General features: G+C 38.0%; 12 protein-coding genes. 4 read left to right on the plus strand and 8 right to left on the minus strand.

Annotation, left to right across the window (positions count from 1 at the left end; all coding sequences use genetic code 11):
• Position 1: 1 nt before the first annotated feature.
• From GYM62_RS13850 to GYM62_RS13860, 3 genes are all read right to left on the minus strand, one after another.
• Positions 2-3,046, minus strand: coding sequence for an efflux RND transporter permease subunit (locus GYM62_RS13850; protein ID WP_219956866.1), 3,045 nt, complete (start codon positions 3,044-3,046; stop codon positions 2-4).
• 3 nt (positions 3,047-3,049) lie between these two features.
• Positions 3,050-4,120 carry an efflux RND transporter periplasmic adaptor subunit gene (locus GYM62_RS13855; RefSeq protein ID WP_219956867.1) on the minus strand — a complete coding sequence of 357 codons (1,071 nt, stop codon included), beginning with the start codon at positions 4,118-4,120 and terminating at the stop codon, positions 3,050-3,052.
• Positions 4,121-5,112: 992 nt separating this feature from the next.
• Positions 5,113-5,727, minus strand: coding sequence for a hypothetical protein (locus GYM62_RS13860; protein ID WP_219956868.1), 615 nt, complete (start codon positions 5,725-5,727; stop codon positions 5,113-5,115).
• A 67-nt stretch (positions 5,728-5,794) separates the two neighbouring features.
• Between GYM62_RS13860 and GYM62_RS13865 the strand changes: the two genes are divergently transcribed.
• Positions 5,795-6,172, plus strand: a complete 378-nt coding sequence (locus GYM62_RS13865; protein WP_219956869.1) for a transposase — start codon at positions 5,795-5,797, stop codon at positions 6,170-6,172.
• Positions 6,142-6,990: an IS3 family transposase gene (locus tag GYM62_RS13870; RefSeq protein ID WP_219959471.1), complete on the plus strand. Its 849-nt coding sequence runs from the start codon at positions 6,142-6,144 to the stop codon at positions 6,988-6,990. The genes GYM62_RS13865 and GYM62_RS13870 overlap by 31 nt, the downstream gene beginning before the upstream one ends.
• Before the next feature lie 353 nt (positions 6,991-7,343).
• On the opposite strand, the gene GYM62_RS13875 is transcribed toward GYM62_RS13870, so the two are convergent.
• The 5 genes from GYM62_RS13875 to GYM62_RS13895 form a co-directional block, all read right to left on the minus strand.
• Positions 7,344-7,496 carry a hypothetical protein gene (locus tag GYM62_RS13875; protein WP_219956870.1) on the minus strand — a complete coding sequence of 51 codons (153 nt, stop codon included), beginning with the start codon at positions 7,494-7,496 and terminating at the stop codon, positions 7,344-7,346.
• Between the two features lie 331 nt (positions 7,497-7,827).
• Positions 7,828-8,910 (minus strand): hypothetical protein, encoded by a 1,083-nt coding sequence (locus GYM62_RS13880; protein ID WP_219956871.1) that lies wholly within the window; start codon positions 8,908-8,910, stop codon positions 7,828-7,830.
• A gap of 605 nt (positions 8,911-9,515) precedes the next feature.
• Positions 9,516-10,364 carry a hypothetical protein gene (locus GYM62_RS13885; protein ID WP_219956872.1) on the minus strand — a complete coding sequence of 283 codons (849 nt, stop codon included), beginning with the start codon at positions 10,362-10,364 and terminating at the stop codon, positions 9,516-9,518.
• 295 nt (positions 10,365-10,659) lie between these two features.
• Complete coding sequence (locus GYM62_RS13890; protein ID WP_219956873.1) at positions 10,660-10,878, minus strand: hypothetical protein; 219 nt, start codon at positions 10,876-10,878, stop codon at positions 10,660-10,662.
• A gap of 229 nt (positions 10,879-11,107) precedes the next feature.
• On the minus strand, positions 11,108-11,614 hold the full coding sequence (locus GYM62_RS13895; RefSeq protein WP_219956874.1) for a septal ring lytic transglycosylase RlpA family protein: 507 nt from the start codon (positions 11,612-11,614) through the stop codon (positions 11,108-11,110).
• A gap of 369 nt (positions 11,615-11,983) precedes the next feature.
• Between GYM62_RS13895 and GYM62_RS13900 the strand changes: the two genes are divergently transcribed.
• Complete coding sequence (locus tag GYM62_RS13900; RefSeq protein WP_219956875.1) at positions 11,984-13,219, plus strand: exonuclease subunit SbcD; 1,236 nt, start codon at positions 11,984-11,986, stop codon at positions 13,217-13,219.
• Positions 13,216-16,248 (plus strand): SbcC/MukB-like Walker B domain-containing protein, encoded by a 3,033-nt coding sequence (locus tag GYM62_RS13905; RefSeq protein ID WP_219956876.1) that lies wholly within the window; start codon positions 13,216-13,218, stop codon positions 16,246-16,248. Before GYM62_RS13900 ends, GYM62_RS13905 begins: the two co-directional genes overlap by 4 nt.
• Positions 16,249-16,744: the final 496 nt, after the last annotated feature.

Consider the following 16,744-nt stretch of genomic DNA (forward strand, 5'->3'; position numbering starts at 1 on the left):
ATCAAGCCTCCTTCAACTTCTTCTTTGACACAAAAAACCAGTAAGCCAATGGCACAAAATACAAAGCAGTCAAGGTTCCAATGGTCAATCCGCCTATCACTGAATACACCAAAGGCCTTTGCAAGTCTGCTCCCAAACCCGAACTGAAAATGATTGGAATCAAAGCCAATATCGTTGTAATGGAAGTCATCAAAATGGGCTTGAGACGTATTTGTCCAGCTTTATGAAGAGCCATTTCCAAGGCAGCCTCAGCCGAAACTGTCGGGCTTTCCACATATTCTTTTCGCAGGCGATTAATCGTGTCTATTTTTAGAATAGCATCATTCACCATAATCCCCAACATTACCACCAAGCCAATCGCTGACATGACATTGAGGGAAGCTCCTGCCAAAAGCAAAACCAAAAATGCCCCTCCAATACCCAAGGGAAGAGTAAATACCACAATCAAAGGCTGGATAAAGCTTTCAAATTGTGCTGCTAATATGAAATACAGGAGCAAAACAGAAATGGCTAAAATCCCGATGAGCTGACGGATATTCTCTCGGTCTTTGAAATACTGTCCCACCATGGAAATCCCCAGATTTTTATCAGCTCCCCATTTGATGTAGTCAGAGGCGAGTGCATGCGGCTCTTCCGCTGTGACCAAAACCGATTGATAGATTCCACCTTTGTCCGCAGTCACATATTTATAATGATCATCGTAGCGGTAATCCACAAATTCTCCCAAAATATAGGAGCTTGAATCTGTTCGATTAATACGGGTGGTTTTCAGTAAATCCTCAAATCTCTCTTGGGATTCTTTTAATCGGATTGGGGTAACTTCTCCAAAGCGGCGGATATCAGTAATCGTATAGCTTCCAAATAAACGGGAAAGTTGCTCCTGAACTTGTTCAACAGGAATCTGATAGGTCGCCAAACGATCCGCTTTTAAGGTAAAAACCACTGAGGCTTCTTTCTGCAAACCCGGTCCTCTTTCCCACTCAGATGTAGGAAACTGACTCAGCCAAGGATCTACTTTTTTCTCCTCTACCGGTTTCTTTTGTGCCAAATCCTTCCACCGGACCTCGTAGTAAGGCAAGGAACTGGAAAAAAGCTGATCAAAAGCATTGGGAGCATCTCCCAAGGTATAATTGGCTCCTGGATAATTGGCTTCCAGAAAAGAATCGATTTTTGGCAAATGTTGATTTTTTTCCTCTACCGAAGAAAAGAGAAAATAAAGCAGGGATTGCTGTATAGAATTTTCTCCGTCAAAAAGCAAAAATTGCCTTACTCCCACGTCTGCCTCTGCTTTTTCATAATTGCCTTCCATAGATTTCATCAGAGCAATTACTCTATTTCTATTTTCTAAGGCAGAAATAGGCTCATTCCAGTCAATTTCTAGTGTAGCATCCAACTTCTCTATTTCAGGAAGTCCTGTTGTCCCAAGCAAGTAACCAATCCCCAAACCCAAGGGAATCAATAGTGTAAAGACAGCCAAAACTATTTTCCTATGTGCAAAAACTGCACTGTACCCTTTTTCATACAATCCTAATACTGCCGAAAAGAATGGACCCTCTCTCCCATCGCCTAGCTTTTTGCTTTTGCTGAAAAAGAGAAAATACAGCATAGGCAATAAGATAAATGCAACCGCCAGGGAAACGGACAAAATTGCCGCAACTGCTACTGCTTGATCAAAAAAGAGAGCACCCGAGATCCCGCTGAGGAAAACCAAAGGAACAAATACAGAAAGCGTGGTAAGCACTGAAGAGACAAGGGCACTCATGACCTCATCCACTCCAGCCACACAGGCTTCAAAAAGCGATAATCCTGCCTCCCGCTTTCGGGTGATATTGTCCAATACAATGATGGCATTATCGATCAACATCCCTATTCCCAGAGCAAGACCTGAAAGAGAAATGATATTTATCGAGATATCAAAAAAGTAAAAGACTAAGAAGGAAATCAATAGGGAAGATGGCAAACTGACTCCAATAATCAGGGGCAATCTGTAATCTTTCATAAAAAGAAATAGCACCCCAAAAGCAAACAATCCCCCAAAAAGCAAAGAAGTCTGCAAGTTGGAGATAGCTGCATTCAAAAGGTTGGATTGGTCTTGGGTCAGCTCAAAATCTACCTGAGGATAATCAGTTTTGAATAGCTCCAAAGCGGCTTTCAATTCAGGCATCAACTCATTCATTTTGGCAGCTGCCTGCTTATGAACAGTAATCACCAAGGCTTCTTTAGAACCAAAGAGATGGTATCCAAGCATTTCTTTGGACTGGTAATTGACAGTGGCCAATCTTCCCAAGGGAAGTATAGCTCCGGATGCTGCGGCTACCGGCAGGCTTTCTATATCAGTGGGAGAATCTACCCTAGTGGCCAATCGGAGATAGTACCGGAATTGACCATCTTTCACAGAAATCCCAGGCAATTCAGAATTCCCGGATTGTATGGCTGAAATGATATTTTGCTGAGTCATTCCCAAAGCCCGAAGTGCCTCTTCTTTGGGTTCCACGGTAATTATTCGCTCCTTTTTGCCATTGATATCTACCAGAGACACTCCTGGCAGTTGTTCAATTCTTTTTTTGAGCACGTTCTCTGCCAGAAGACTCACCTCGATTTCATCCACCCCTTCTTTAGGCACTACTTGTACTCTAGCTACTGGAATATCAGAAGTATTGATCCGAATCACTTCAGGTCTTGCCAATCCTTCAGGAAGTGCATTGGTTATTCTATCAATCTTTTCATTGACATCAATATAGGCCAATTCCATCTTGGTGGAATAATCAAAAGTCAGACGAATAGTCCCTACTTCCGACCCAGCCTTGGAGTCCATTTCTTCTAAGCCATTGAGTGTGATCAAGCCTTCCCGAATTGTACTGAGTACATTTTGTTCGATTGCTTCAGGGGAAGCATTGGGATAATTGACCTTGACTACAATCTGAGGAACGTCAATTGGGGGGAGTAAAGAAATCGGAAGCGTGCGAAAGACTATGAAGGAAAAAACCATCAAAGCCAGAAAAGTCATAAATACGGCAATAGGCCGGGCGAGTAAAAATCTAACCATAACTTATTCGCTTACGATTTGGACAGGTGCCTGATGTGCCAGCTGCAAATTGTTGGTGGTGATGACAGTACTACCGGATGTAATCCCATCCAAAATCTCTATTTCCTGCCCATTATCCTTACCGACTTCCACATAGTTCCACTTGGACTCATTGTTTTCTATGGTAAATACAACAGCCCTTCCCGAGCGATAAACTACCGCATCTTTTGGCACCACCAATGAATTAGACTGAGGAGCACGAATGATAGCTCTAGCATTCATACCTGGCAGGAGGTTTTGAGAAGATGTCAAGCGAATAGCGACCTGAACCAAGCCATTTTCATCTACTTTGGGATTGATGCCTGTTACCCGGCCCTCTAAAGCAGTACTTGTATTGGAGATAGGATAAATTTCTGCTTTTTGATTCAAGGAAATCATCGCAATATCTGATTCCAGCACTTTTACCTTTAGCTCCAAACTATTGGTGCTTAGAATTTCGCAGAGTTCGGCATTGCTTGAGATCAGACTCCCTTCCTTGAATTTTAAATCTGCAATTTTACCCGAAATGGGAGCTTTTACCTGACAGCGTTCCAAATTCAACTGCGCCTCTTTCAGTTCAATTTCAGCCAGGAAAACCCCATTTTGGGCTTTCAACTGTTCTTCTAAGTAGGATTTTCGAGCTTCATCGCCTGATTCAAAATCGCGTTGGAAGCCAAACTTGTCATTTTCATAGGCAGCCTGAGCATTTCGAAGGGCTATTTTGGCTTTTTCTAAGCGGATTTGGGCTTCGGTTGGGTCTAGTTTTGCTATGACTTGCCCTTTCGTAACGGACTGACCTTCCCGGATGGGAAGCTCAATCAAATAACCCGGCTGCTCAATCAAAGCCTTGACCTGAGCAGAAGCTTCTAACTTTCCAGTAGCATTGATCAGGTAGTCAAAGCTTTTAGTTTCAGCTTTGGCCACCTTTACTTCGGTAGCTGCTACTTCATTTCTAAATGATTCGGAGGGAATTTCTTCCTGTTTTTCGGCTTCCTCTTTGCAGGAAAAAAGAATACTTGCAAAATATGCAAAAAGAATAATACGGTAGTTGCTCATCGAGATAATCGTTAAAGTCCTAAGTAACTAATTTATCCCTCATTGACCAAAAAAATCAGATTGCACACTGTTAAAAAAAGCAAAAAAAATCTTTTGAAAATACCAGAATTATTTCAGACAAATTCTCAAGATTTGAATGAAGGCCAAATTTAAATTTTGATCTTTAGAAGTGATGAAAGAGCTTTGGCTACAAAAAATAAAATTGTTAAACCAATAGTCTGAGCACATTAAACTAGAAGACTTATATCTTTAAAATATCATTTCAACCACTTACCAACCGGGTTCCAGATCCAGTCTATGGTTCCCTTCGGTGCTTTAAAATAATCTAATTTTCATCATCGATATAAAATTAATGACTCACATTGATGGAAAGATGCGTCATTAAATACATTTTAACCACCCATTTGTTGACATTTACGGCATAATCCGGTGTCTAATCCATCTTCCTAGTATTATAAAATCTGGTCTTTCGCAATCATGCCAGACACCATATTTTCTTTACTTGACTGAACAACGATGAATACCCAAAAATTGAATATTTAAAAGTAGAAAAAGTTTCAACAGACTCAATAAGAAAAGAGGCTGTCTCAAAAGTGCAATATGTCACATTGAGCGAAGTCGAAATGTAGGCCACAAAGATAGAAATGGCCTTCGACTCCGCTCAGGCTGACACTAGAGCTATTAATGAGACAGCCTCTTTAAAATCTTAAAACTAATTTAAATTGAAATACAATTTGCCAAAATATCTTGCAGACCAAAATGGTATAAATGCTAAATAAATTTTGCTTCGTTCCAAAATATTCAAATCAATTAATCTTTGACCGTCAATAAACCCTCGATAAATGTAGTAGGATGCTAATAGAAAGCAAAATGTAACAGGCTCATTAAATGCGTACCAAATAAGGAACGGAACCGGCAATAAAATTGCGAAATAATAAACCAATAGATTTTTCATAAATTAAAATTTTCCTCAAACATTTAAAGAAGTAAATTTAAATACAATTAACATAAGTACAACCTGCGGCAATTCCTGCGGCTGTGGCCGGAATAAATGCCGTTTGAACAAATGCCCAAACTGAAATCCAACCATGATTAGTATACGCGTCCGCTATACATCCGGCTACGCCATCCCCGCAAAGAATTCTCCCATTCATTTTATCAGAATTTGTTTCACCAAATACAATCGTTTTTTTACTTGGATTCAACGTTACGTTTGATAATCTTATCAAGTTTTTGGAAAAATAATCAATAGATAATCTACCGTCTTGTAATCTCCTAGTTTGAATAAACATAAAATCTCCAATTTTTCCACCTTCAACTGAAGCTATCAAACCATAATTTGAGGGATTTTCTTCACTAAATTCATCTTGATTTAATACTAAAACTCTTGAACCATCATCTTTAACTATTAACTCAAAGACTTCTCCATTATTAAATGTTACATCAGATTCGACTCGAAGTCCACGAAATAAACTTTCCTTATTTTGAATAAAAGTGTCTAATAGATTCCCTTTGTCTAATTTCTTCAAAAGAAACGGAGAATCGCCGATTACTTTACTATCATGACTATCAGGATTGTCAACCAAATCACAACTGGATAAAATCATTACAAACGATATGTTCCTAACCGCTTAAATAACTGGACCAGTTTTGTTGCCTAAACTTAGGAACAAAATGATCGAAGACTTACTTAAAAACGCGCGACTTTCTTCCGGTGGTCGAAAGCTACTCACTTCACAACAAAAAGCCTTTATTGTAGAAGATTGGGAAAGTTCTGGCTTATCTTGTCCTGAATATTGTCGCCGACACGGGCTGATCACCAGTCAGGTGTATAGCTGGCGTTCACTTGCTAAATCAGGAGCCATTATGAGTATCAAAAATCAAGGTGACCTACATTCCAAAGCTGAATTGGAAATGCTTAGAAAAGAGAATGAAGAGCTCAAGAAGGCTCTCGGGGAATCTACTTTGGATATTAAGATCCTAAAAAAAAAGTTAGAGATGGATCAACTTCGAAACAAGAAATTGAATCGTTATCCAGACAATTCGGAGTAAGCATGAATAGGATTATCAAGACACTGGGAGTCGCCAAATCCTCTGTATATTATAAAGCAAAGCCCTATCCTGAACGAAAAAGGACAGTGCGAAAAGAACTGTGTGAGCAGATGAAACTGGCTGTTGTAGAAATCACGGCAAAGAAATCCACCTATGGGGTACCCCGGGTCATGGCGCTGCTCAAACGGGATTATGGGCTCAACGTGACCAAATACATGGTGCACCGCTACATGAAGGAAGAAGGGTTGTTGATTACCCGACACCGAACCAGAGGCAGCAGCAGATCCCATACAGGGCAGATAGCAGTAGAAACACCTAATACGCGATGGGCTAGTGATATCACTTCGATTAAATGCTGGAATGGGGAAAAGCTCCGGGTGGCCTTTCTTCTCGACTGTTGTGACAGGTCCATCATCGCCTGGAAAGCAGGAAAACATATGCAGGCAGTTGATATTGAATTAATGGTTCAAGAAGCCTTACATACCCGCTTTGGGGAGAGTTTGCCTGAACCGGATACACTGCAGTTTTTACATGACAATGGACCGGAATTCATTGAAAAAAAGCTCAGAGCCAGCTTGAAATCCTGGAATATAATCGATTGTAATACCCCAACCTATTCACCACAATCAAACGGGATGTGTGAAGCCTTCAATGCTACATTTAAACGAGATTATGTCTATGAGAGCTGCCTGGATAATCCAAAAACCGTACACAGGCAAATACAGAAGTGGATGAATGAATACAATACATATGCACCACATTCTGCATTAGAAATGAAAACACCAAATGAATTTTATAACTTTAAAATCGCTGCATAACTAGTCCAACTTTCAAGCGGAAAGAGCAAGCGTAATCTTCAAATTCTGATTCAGGAATTATTAAATTTGAAAAACTTTCATGCTTTTTTTTAAGGAGATGGTTAATAATTTTTTTTCATAAAAAAGAAGTAAAAAGAAACACCAACGAAAGAACCAATAAATGCAGAAATTGCAGAGGTCAAAAAAGATAAATTCTGAACAAAAACTCCCAAAAGGAAGAAAAGTAAAAAAAATAGTATCCATCCAATCCAAAAACTTCTTTTCAATCTTGAGTTTAATATTGATTTGACTTCGTAGTTCATAATTTCAACAATCCAAATTTTTTTTTACTTAATAAAGATTCAATCTTTTAGTTATTTGGAACACTCAATAGCTTTTTGAATGGCAAGATAAGTACCCCCTACTAATGCGCCTGATATTGCACCTCCCAAAAATCCTGCTATTCCAGCATGAACAGAAAGAATACTTGCAAAAAATGCAAAAAGAATAATACGGTAGTTGCTCATCGAGATAATCGTTAAAGTCCTAAGTGACTAATTTATCCCCCATTGACCAAAAAAATCGGATTGCACACTGTTAAATAAAGTGAAAAAAATCTTTTGAAAATACCAGAATCATTTTTGGGAAATTCTTAGGATTGGGGGAGGACAAATTTAAATTTTGAAGAAAACCCTTATGCAAGACCCATTAAAACTAGGCTTAATGAGAAAAAAAACTTCCTAAGGATCAATTAGATGGTAGCTAGAAACAAAATCAAAACTTAATTTTTCCATTCGATCTGAAATAAAGAAAAAATGAATCAATCGCACGGATATTGCTTTGAATAATTTAATATAACTACTCGAAGGTAAACTTTTTCAAATAAAGGTTCTCATCAAAACCTCGCATTAAAATACTAAGGGTATCTTCATTAACTTGAGGTATCAAAGACCGCAATTCAAAATAGTGCCAAGGACCGACAAGCTCACTTTCTTTAATAATTTTATTGTCTAAATCTATTTTCATAATCATTAGTCTAAAAGTATTTTCAGGGTTATCCAAATCATCATTTATAAAGTGCACATAAGATAAATAAAAAATCCTGTCATTATTACTTGAATCTGAAGCAATTGCTATAATTTGATTCATTGGCTTAGCGTCAAAAGGAGAGTCTTCAAAGTAATGTAAATCAGTATTAAAAAAATTACTCTTGAGTTCAAAGAAATTTAATAAATCCCCATTTAAATTATATTCTTTCAATATAGGAATTCCAACAGAATTTATAATGTAAAATTTATTGTTCTTATAAACCACATTTTCACCTTTAATTAGAGCAAGATTCCCTTCAGAATAGTTTTTCGGATAATTACCAAAATTGGCTGAAAAATCTCCATTTTTAGAGAAAATAGCTATCATTTTACCATTTAGAAAACTTTCTTTAATAGGTAAATCCATCCTTTGACTGATATAATAGTTTCCTTTAATAGATTCAAAAAAAGGTTGAAAATTTAATCTGGTATTTAATTTGGAAATATTTAAATCAAATTCATCTAAAAATTCACCATTAATACCAAAAATATAAATTTTATTATACATGAAATTTAGCAAAAAAAGAGAATCCGATTGTATATAAGCATTTGAAAAACCAGTTTTTGGTAAAGGATAATCTAATACATCAAGGTAGGAATAGGTCTTGAGCTTGCTTCCATTATTTGTATTATACAGATGAATTGAAGAAAATGAACCATCTCCAAAAACTAAAAGTGAATCTTGATAAACCTTAGGGTTAAAAACAAAATTAAAGGAACTACCAGACTCGTCCAAAGCTATTGAGTCTAAAAAGTTAACCAAACCTGATTGAAGTAAAAATTCATTTGATTCAAAATCTTCTTTTTCATTACATCCCAGTAAAATAAAAATTAAAAAAATATATTTTTTCATAAAGGTTAATTGATTTGTAAAGGTCAATAATTTGAATTCAAATTATTGACCTTTGGTAAATTACGACTCTACAGTCGCACCTCTCATTACTGTTATTAAAGTACCTTCGCAATCATAAACTGCAAATAAAGGATTTTCTGTAACGTACAAAAATCTACAAGTTTCGGCTTTTGACTCCGCAATATTCACGAAAAACGACCCAAAAAAGCCAAAGGCTAAGATTCCGATTTTTAAAACAGATCTTTTCATTTTGTTTAAAATTATGTTTAAGAATTACCAAGAACCAACTTTTGGTTCTCTATGAAAAATACCCTGATCGGCCGATACATTGATCTTTCGTTAGTTAAGCTAGTTCAAAAAAAAAAACGCAAGTCTTAGTATTAAATATTTCTTTTTATTACTCTTAACTTCTTGATTTTCAATATAATAATTTACACCCTTAGTTTGAATAGGTTAATTAAATTATACTATTCCCTCTACTTCAACCACTTACCCACCAGGTTCCAGATCCAGTCTATGGTTCGTTCCGGTACATGGATGGCTTCCTAGCAACAGAAAAAACGAATTGACTTCGAATTCCAACTACCATATTGAATTTCTTCCAATTAGGCCATACCTAAAGAATACTCCAAGGTTACCAAGATCAAATCTTCTTTCGTGGGATGGTTTGAAACTAAGTAAATTTTTGATTCTGTGGCGTGCACTATTTTTTGAAAAGCTGGAATTTTTGTAGAATAGGTTCTACCATTTTTCAAATCTTCAACAAGCAAAAAACTTTCGAAGGAAAACCGACCATTAACTTTTTTTCTGGAGAAGGTATTGGAAACAATTAAATGATCCGAAGCGCATTTCATGGAGTAAAACTGATCTGTCGATTGAGAGTCTAAAAAGTCATTATTCACCAATAGTTTTAATTCATAGGAAATTTTCTTCGTACCTAAAGAAAATTCATCAATTCTTTTACCAGATAAATCAAAAACTCTAATAGATGGATCAGCAGCGACTTCTCTTAGATAAAACCTGTCTTTTAGAAAATCAATAAGTACTATACCTTCAACCATAATTCTTTCTTTCAGTTTTTTTCTTAACTCACCAAAATTTCCGAAAGAATTAATTAAATCACCTGTTCTCATACTAAACTCACCAATAAACCTAGTTTCATCAAGAAAAAGCTTTTGATTATTATTTTCTAAACTCATTATCCCAATAAAAACTGATTCAGAAGAATTTGGCATAAAAAAGTGATCTCCTTTAGATGAAAAGGTAAAGCCCGATTCCGTGAATCCTTTCAGAGTAAGATCTTGGATAATTTTATTTTTGGAATTTAATTTTAAAAGTTTGCTCTTTTGAGGAAAAAAAAGACTCAATGCACTGTCAGATTCGAAATACTTTGCATGAGATAAAGCCACTTCAGGCAAGATTATTTCTGTGGTATCAAGATTTAAAGCTTTCACTATGGAATCAGACTTAAAATCATACCAAAAAAACTGCCGGTCCTGATTAATTACAATAAAACTCCCTTCTGAACTCAAATGAAACTTTGCGTTTTGATATTGCAAAAATCCAACATTCAAAAAAGTAGTATCGGATTCGGTTATCGTTAAACCAAGATCCAATTGCTCTTCACTTTTACTTTTACAAGAAAAAAGTACAATAAAGAATATGCAAAAGTTAAAAATACTCGATTTCATGTCTCTTAAATTAACCTTGGTTTTCAAAAAAAGAAAACCAAAGTTTAATTAATAATTATCAACCTCCAACTTCTGCTAAAGGCATGTTACAAGCTTGAACTTGTTCTCCGTTTGGACAGTCATAAAAGGCACAAACCATTCCATCAGGATAATAGGTGATACTATCCGATTTTAATGAACAAGTCATGGTTTGAGCTTCAGCACTATTACCAAAGACGAAAAACGACCCAAAAAAGCCAAAGGCTAAGATTCCGATTTTTAAAACTGATCTTTTCATTTTGTTTAAAATTATGTTTAAGAATTACCAAGAACCAAATTTGGTTCTCTATGAAAAATACCCTGGTCGGCCGATACCTTGATCTTTCGTTAGTCAAGCTAATTCAAAAAAAAAAAACGCAAGAATTAGTATTAAATATTTCTTTTTACAACTCTTAAATTCTTGATTTTCAATGTAAAAAAATTTATAACCTTAGTTTTAATAGGTTTCTTAAATTTCACTAGCCCCTCTACTTCAACCACTTACCTACCAGGTTCCAGATCCAATCTATGGTCCGCTCCGGTACATGGATGGCTTCCTCATACCACCTCAAACGCAAAGTCCCGGGAGCCTCTCCGTCAAAGTGATGAAATAAACGATTCATTTCTTCGATGGAAGATACCTGCACCGTTACTTCGGCTATTCCATCGTCCCGCATGTTCAGCTTGGTAGCTGCACTTCGGGATAAATCGATAATCCTCCTGGAGGTCTTGGGAAGCCGGTCATTGACCCGAACCCATACGCTGTCCCTGGTATCTACACGGGTTACTTTTACCCAAGTACCAAATGGCAAGTATTTATGGGCTGCAGTCAAACTATCCATATGGAAAATCTCTCCATTGGCAGTTTTGCGCAAGTGAAACTTCTTGCCATAAAAACTCGCCCAACCCGTCTGAATTCTTACCGGATCCGGTGACTGAGCCCAAGCAGAATAGCTTAGTCCTATGCTCAACATTAAAACCACCCAATAGCGCATATCCAAATTTATCTATTCGCCTGCATATTCAACAAAAGTGCCAATTATTGTCAATTAGATTTCCCAACTTGGACTAAGACTTCCCTTGGGCTATCTTAGTAATCTGATTATCCGCCATCATGCCTGTTGCCTTATTTTCTTTGCTTGACTGGTTAGAAGACCGATGACCGAAGACCCAGCCACGGCTGGCAGGCGAAGCTTCCGGATTCTGATCCTTTAAGCAGACAATAAGCCGTATTTTTGTCAATACTGGTAAGAAAGCGGATATCCATACTTAATAATTATTCTTTTTCAGGAGAAAATAAGATAGGATTCTCTAGCCCTACTTTTATATCACTCTTCTGTCAAGCAACCCGGAAACTCAGAAAAATGCTAAAAATACTCCATACCGCTGATTGGCACTTAGGGAAACGACTACAAGAATACACCCGGATAGAAGAACAGAAATTGGTATTGGATGAAATCATCCAAATCGCTGATCAGGAAAAAGTTGATTTGGTTTTGCTTGCCGGTGATATTTTCGACTCCTTCAATCCATCTCATGAGGCGGTAGAATTGCTGTACAAAAGTCTCCGCAAACTTTCCAACAATGGCCATAGGCCCATTTTTGCCATATCCGGAAATCATGACAGCAATCAATTTATAGAAGCTCCTGACCCGCTAGCCCGGGAAATGGGTATATTTTTTTACAGCCGCTTTGATTCAGTCATTCCAAAAGGAAAAATCGAATCTGGACTAGAAATTATTCATTCTGAATCTGGCTTTGTGGAACTTTCCATACCGGGTCATTCCATCCCAATCAGATTGATTTTGGCTCCATATGCAACTGAACTCAGCCTCAAAACCTACTTGGGAGAAGGCGATAGAGAGAAGGAGTTCAGAGCTATCCTAAGCGAAAAATGGAGCAATCTTGCAGATCGCTACTGTGATGAAAATGGAATCAATTTATTCATGGGTCACTTCTTTTTCATCCAAGAGGGTCAGCCTATTCCTACCAATGCTGAGCCCGAATCAGAGCGTCCCATTTTGCACGTAGGAGGCACGCAGGCATTATTCACCCAGCAAATACCTCCCCAAATGCAATATGCCGCTTTAGGACATTTGCACCGCTATCATGCAGTGAGCACAAAGCCTTGTCCTGTGGTCTATGCTAGTTCTCCATTAGCCTACTCTTTTTCAGAAGCAGATCAGGAAAAAAAGGTGGTAATTATTGAGGCGGAAGCCGGCAAGCCGGTTAGCTACACACCTATAGAATTGAAAAAAGGCCGCCCACTTTATCGGGTCAAGTTTGAACAATTGCAAGAAGCCTTACTTTGGCTGGAAAAACACCCTTATTGCTTTGTGGAGCTAACCTACGTAACCGAACAATCCATCGATGCCAGCACCCGAAAAGCACTTTTGAAAGCACATGACGGAATAGTCAATCTGATTCCCCAAATCAAGAACCCTAGAGCACAAGAAGATCTCAGTCTCAAGGCGGAGGACTTAGAAAAAGATATGTTGGCCTTATTTCAACTATATTATCAAAACAGCAAGGGACTGGAAGCCAATGAAGAGCTCATGGAAATTTTTAAAGAAATCATCTCAACAGAAGAAAATTCATGATTCCGGTAAAACTAGAAATCCAAGGTCTATATTCTTACAAGGAGCCACAAACTGTGCATTTCAATCAGCTCACCGGGGCTGGATTATTCGGTATTTTCGGAGCAGTGGGCAGTGGCAAATCTTCCATTCTGGAAGGTATTTTATTGGCCCTTTATGGAAGCACAGAGCGATTGTCCGATAGAGGAGAGAAAGGCTCTATGCTCAACCTTCAAAGCAATCAGTTAGTAATCAACTTTGAATTTCTCGGAGGGAAAAATAATCAGCAAACCTTTCTTGCCCGATATGCAGCCAAAAGGAACAGCAAAGATCCTGAAAAAGTAGATCCCGCAGAGCATACTTTTTATGAAAGAATCCAGGGAGAGTGGATTCCGATAGAATCTGAACCCGAGCGACTCGTTGGGATGAAAAAGGAGCATTTTAAGCAGACCGTCATTATTCCACAGGGAAAATTCCGGGAGTTTATTGACCTGACTCCAGGCCCACGAGCCGAAATGATGAAAGAACTCTTCGGATTGGAGCGATTTGACCTATCCGGGAAAACTGCCGTCCTTTTCAGAAAAGTAAAAGATGAAAAAATCCGGATTGATACACAATTACAAAACCTGGAAGGATTTCAGGAGGAACTGCTGGAAGAAAAAAACAGCCAATTACAGCAGATACAAACTCAACTGAAAGAAGCTTCTGCTCAGGTAGATTTTTTATCAAAGCAGGTAAAAGAGCGGGAAAAGTTGCAGGAAAAATTCAGTGAATGGAAAAAGTTTGGAGAACGGAAGCAGGAATTGATCCAGCAAAAACCTGAAATTGAAGAAAAGAGACAGCTTCACAAGGAATTTATCCTTGCTAAAACATACTTGAGACCGATTTGGAACCAACTCAAAGAAACCAAAGCTGATTCTGAGAAATTTCAGGTCAGTATGAATGAAAGCGAGGGCTTTAAGAAAACTTTCAAAGAAACGATAGACCAACTCATTCAAGAAGAGCAGGAATTAAAAGTAAAAAATCAGCAAAGGCCCGAAAGAGAGAGTAAAGTACGGGATTTGAAAAAAGTGATTGAGCTGAAAAGTCTTCATCAAAATTTGGCAGACGCTAAACAGAAAATTCAAAATTTGGAACCCAGTATTCAGTCTTTGAAAAGGGAGCAATCTGCGCTGGAAAAAAACCAGGAAGAATTAGAAGCTCAAGCTGCCCAACATACAAATCCTGACACCAACTTACTTTCAGAGTTAAAAACCTCACTTCAAAGCTGGAAAGATCTGGAGGAGCAAGAAGCCACTTTGATAGAAATTCTTACCAATTTTCAGAAAGAGGAGAAGCAAGTCCTTCAGAAATTGGAAGACCTCCAGCATAAAATTCCTGCAAATTTCCCCACTCCTGATGCTTGGTTGGATAATCAAAGGAAAACCATCCGGCAAATAGAAGATTCCAGGGAGCAATTGATGAAAAACCTGGGTTTAAATGCCCACGCACATCTTTTGCAAGATGGAGAGCCCTGTCCTTTGTGTGGATCCAAAGAGCATCCCAATCCTTTGGAAAGTGAAAAGCAGGAATTGCAGCTTCGGGAAAAAGAGCAAGAGTTAAAATTCGCTAAGGAAGAATCGGAGAAAATACTCTTGATCATACAGCAAAGAAAAGAGGAGCAATTGCATCTGGAAAATCACCAAAATAATATTAAAGTGAGATCCAGTGAAATTGCACAGGTTCGTCAAAAACTGGAGACTTTAAAAAGCAGTTTGGAAAAACATGCTATTCAGACTATTGCTGAGTTGAAAAGTCGAATTGAAGGATTGGCGGCAAGTAATCAAGCCAGGGAAAAGCTTTTGATACACCTGCAAGAATCCAGAAAAAAATGGCAGGATAACAGAGCAAAGCTGGAAAAGACCCAGCAGGAATTTCAACAAGCCCAAATCAAACATGAGGGCTTGCAAGCTAGTATTTTGACTAAGAAAGAGGAAATCAAAGACCCAACCTTTTGCAAACCCTTTTTCGAAAAAGAAGAAACTGATATCCGGCAGATGATTGCCAAAGTAGAAAGAGATATTGAAAATGCAGCATTGGAATACGAGGGAAAGCAGAAGCGGATACAGGAAGTACGAGAAAAGCAGGCAAAAAATGAGGCTGATTTCGTCAATTTTCAAAATCTATGGAAGGCCAGTCTTTCAAAAATTGAAAAATTAGAAACGGAGTATGAGGAAGCCAAAAAACAGCATGGCTTTGAAAATGAAGAAGAATTAATTCGCCTCTATGAGCATTCACTGGATGCTGAAAAAGTGGCAAAGCAGATTCAGCAGTTTGATCAGCAAATGGCTTTGGTCGAATCCAGAATTCTGGAACTGGAGCAAATCAAAGAGTTGAAGAACTTTAAAGAGGAAGAGTTCCTCCAATTAAATGCGGAGTTACAGCTAAAAAAATCTGAAGAGGAAGAAATTCAGGAAACCTTGACTTTACTTAGGGAAGATATCAAAACCATCTCTGTGAAAATCCAGGAGAAGAAGAAGCTGGAGTTGGAGCATGCGAAGCTGGAAAAAAGAGCCACATACCTGAAGGAACTGGAAGGATTATTCAAAGGAAGTGGGTTTGTGAAATATGTGAGTTCAATCTATCTGAAGGAGTTGTGTCATACTGCCAATCAGCGATTTATGAAACTCAGTAAAAACAGTCTGAGTTTGGAGATTGACGAAAACAATACCTTCTGGGTGGTGGATTACCTCAATGGAGGGAAAAGGCGTTTACTCAAAACTCTTTCCGGTGGACAGACTTTTCAGGCTTCCTTGTGTCTAGCTTTGGCCTTGGCAGAGAAAGTGAAGGCTTTGAATCAAGCAGATCAAAGCTTCTTTTTCTTGGATGAGGGCTTTGGGGCATTGGATAGAACTTCCCTTCGCGTGGTGTTTGAAACGCTGAAGTCTCTAAGACATGAAAATAGAATTGTAGGCATCATCAGCCATGTGGAAGAATTGCAGCAGGAAATCGGGGCATTTGCCCAAATAGTGCTAGATCCCGAAAAAGGCTCGCAGGTTAGTTATTCGTTTTAAATCTGATTTTGGGTCATTAATGATTTTCCACCACATAGACACATAGAAAACATAGATTTGGTTAGTTTTTAACCTTTTCAGAATAGAACTTAATGTCAGGCTGAGCGAAGTCGAAGCCCTTATTGAAACTTTATAATTTTCCCACCACAGAGGGAAAATGATTTTTGATTTACGAGCAGCATTGAAAGTAAAAGCCTTAGATATATCCTTCAACCATTCACCACCATCTGAATCCCCAAAAATGGTATAAGATCAGTGGCAAAAGATATCAACTCTGAATTCAGGCGTGAGTCAATTCCCCCTTTGAGGAAAAGCCTCATTGGGAAAAAAACATTAATTCAAAGGGGGTTAGGGGGATTTTGATCTTTATCCTCAAACCGAAGGATCAACCATTATTTGACCTTTTTTTCACCACAGAGGTCACAGAGGAAAACTCAGAAAACCTCAGAGGATTAATAAGATGAACCTTCTTTTTTAACTGGTTTTTTTCATACTT

Origin of the sequence: Algoriphagus sp. NBT04N3 (genome assembly GCF_019443765.1) — a bacterium.
In the GTDB taxonomy this organism is placed as follows: Bacteria; Bacteroidota; Bacteroidia; order Cytophagales; family Cyclobacteriaceae; genus Algoriphagus; species Algoriphagus ornithinivorans.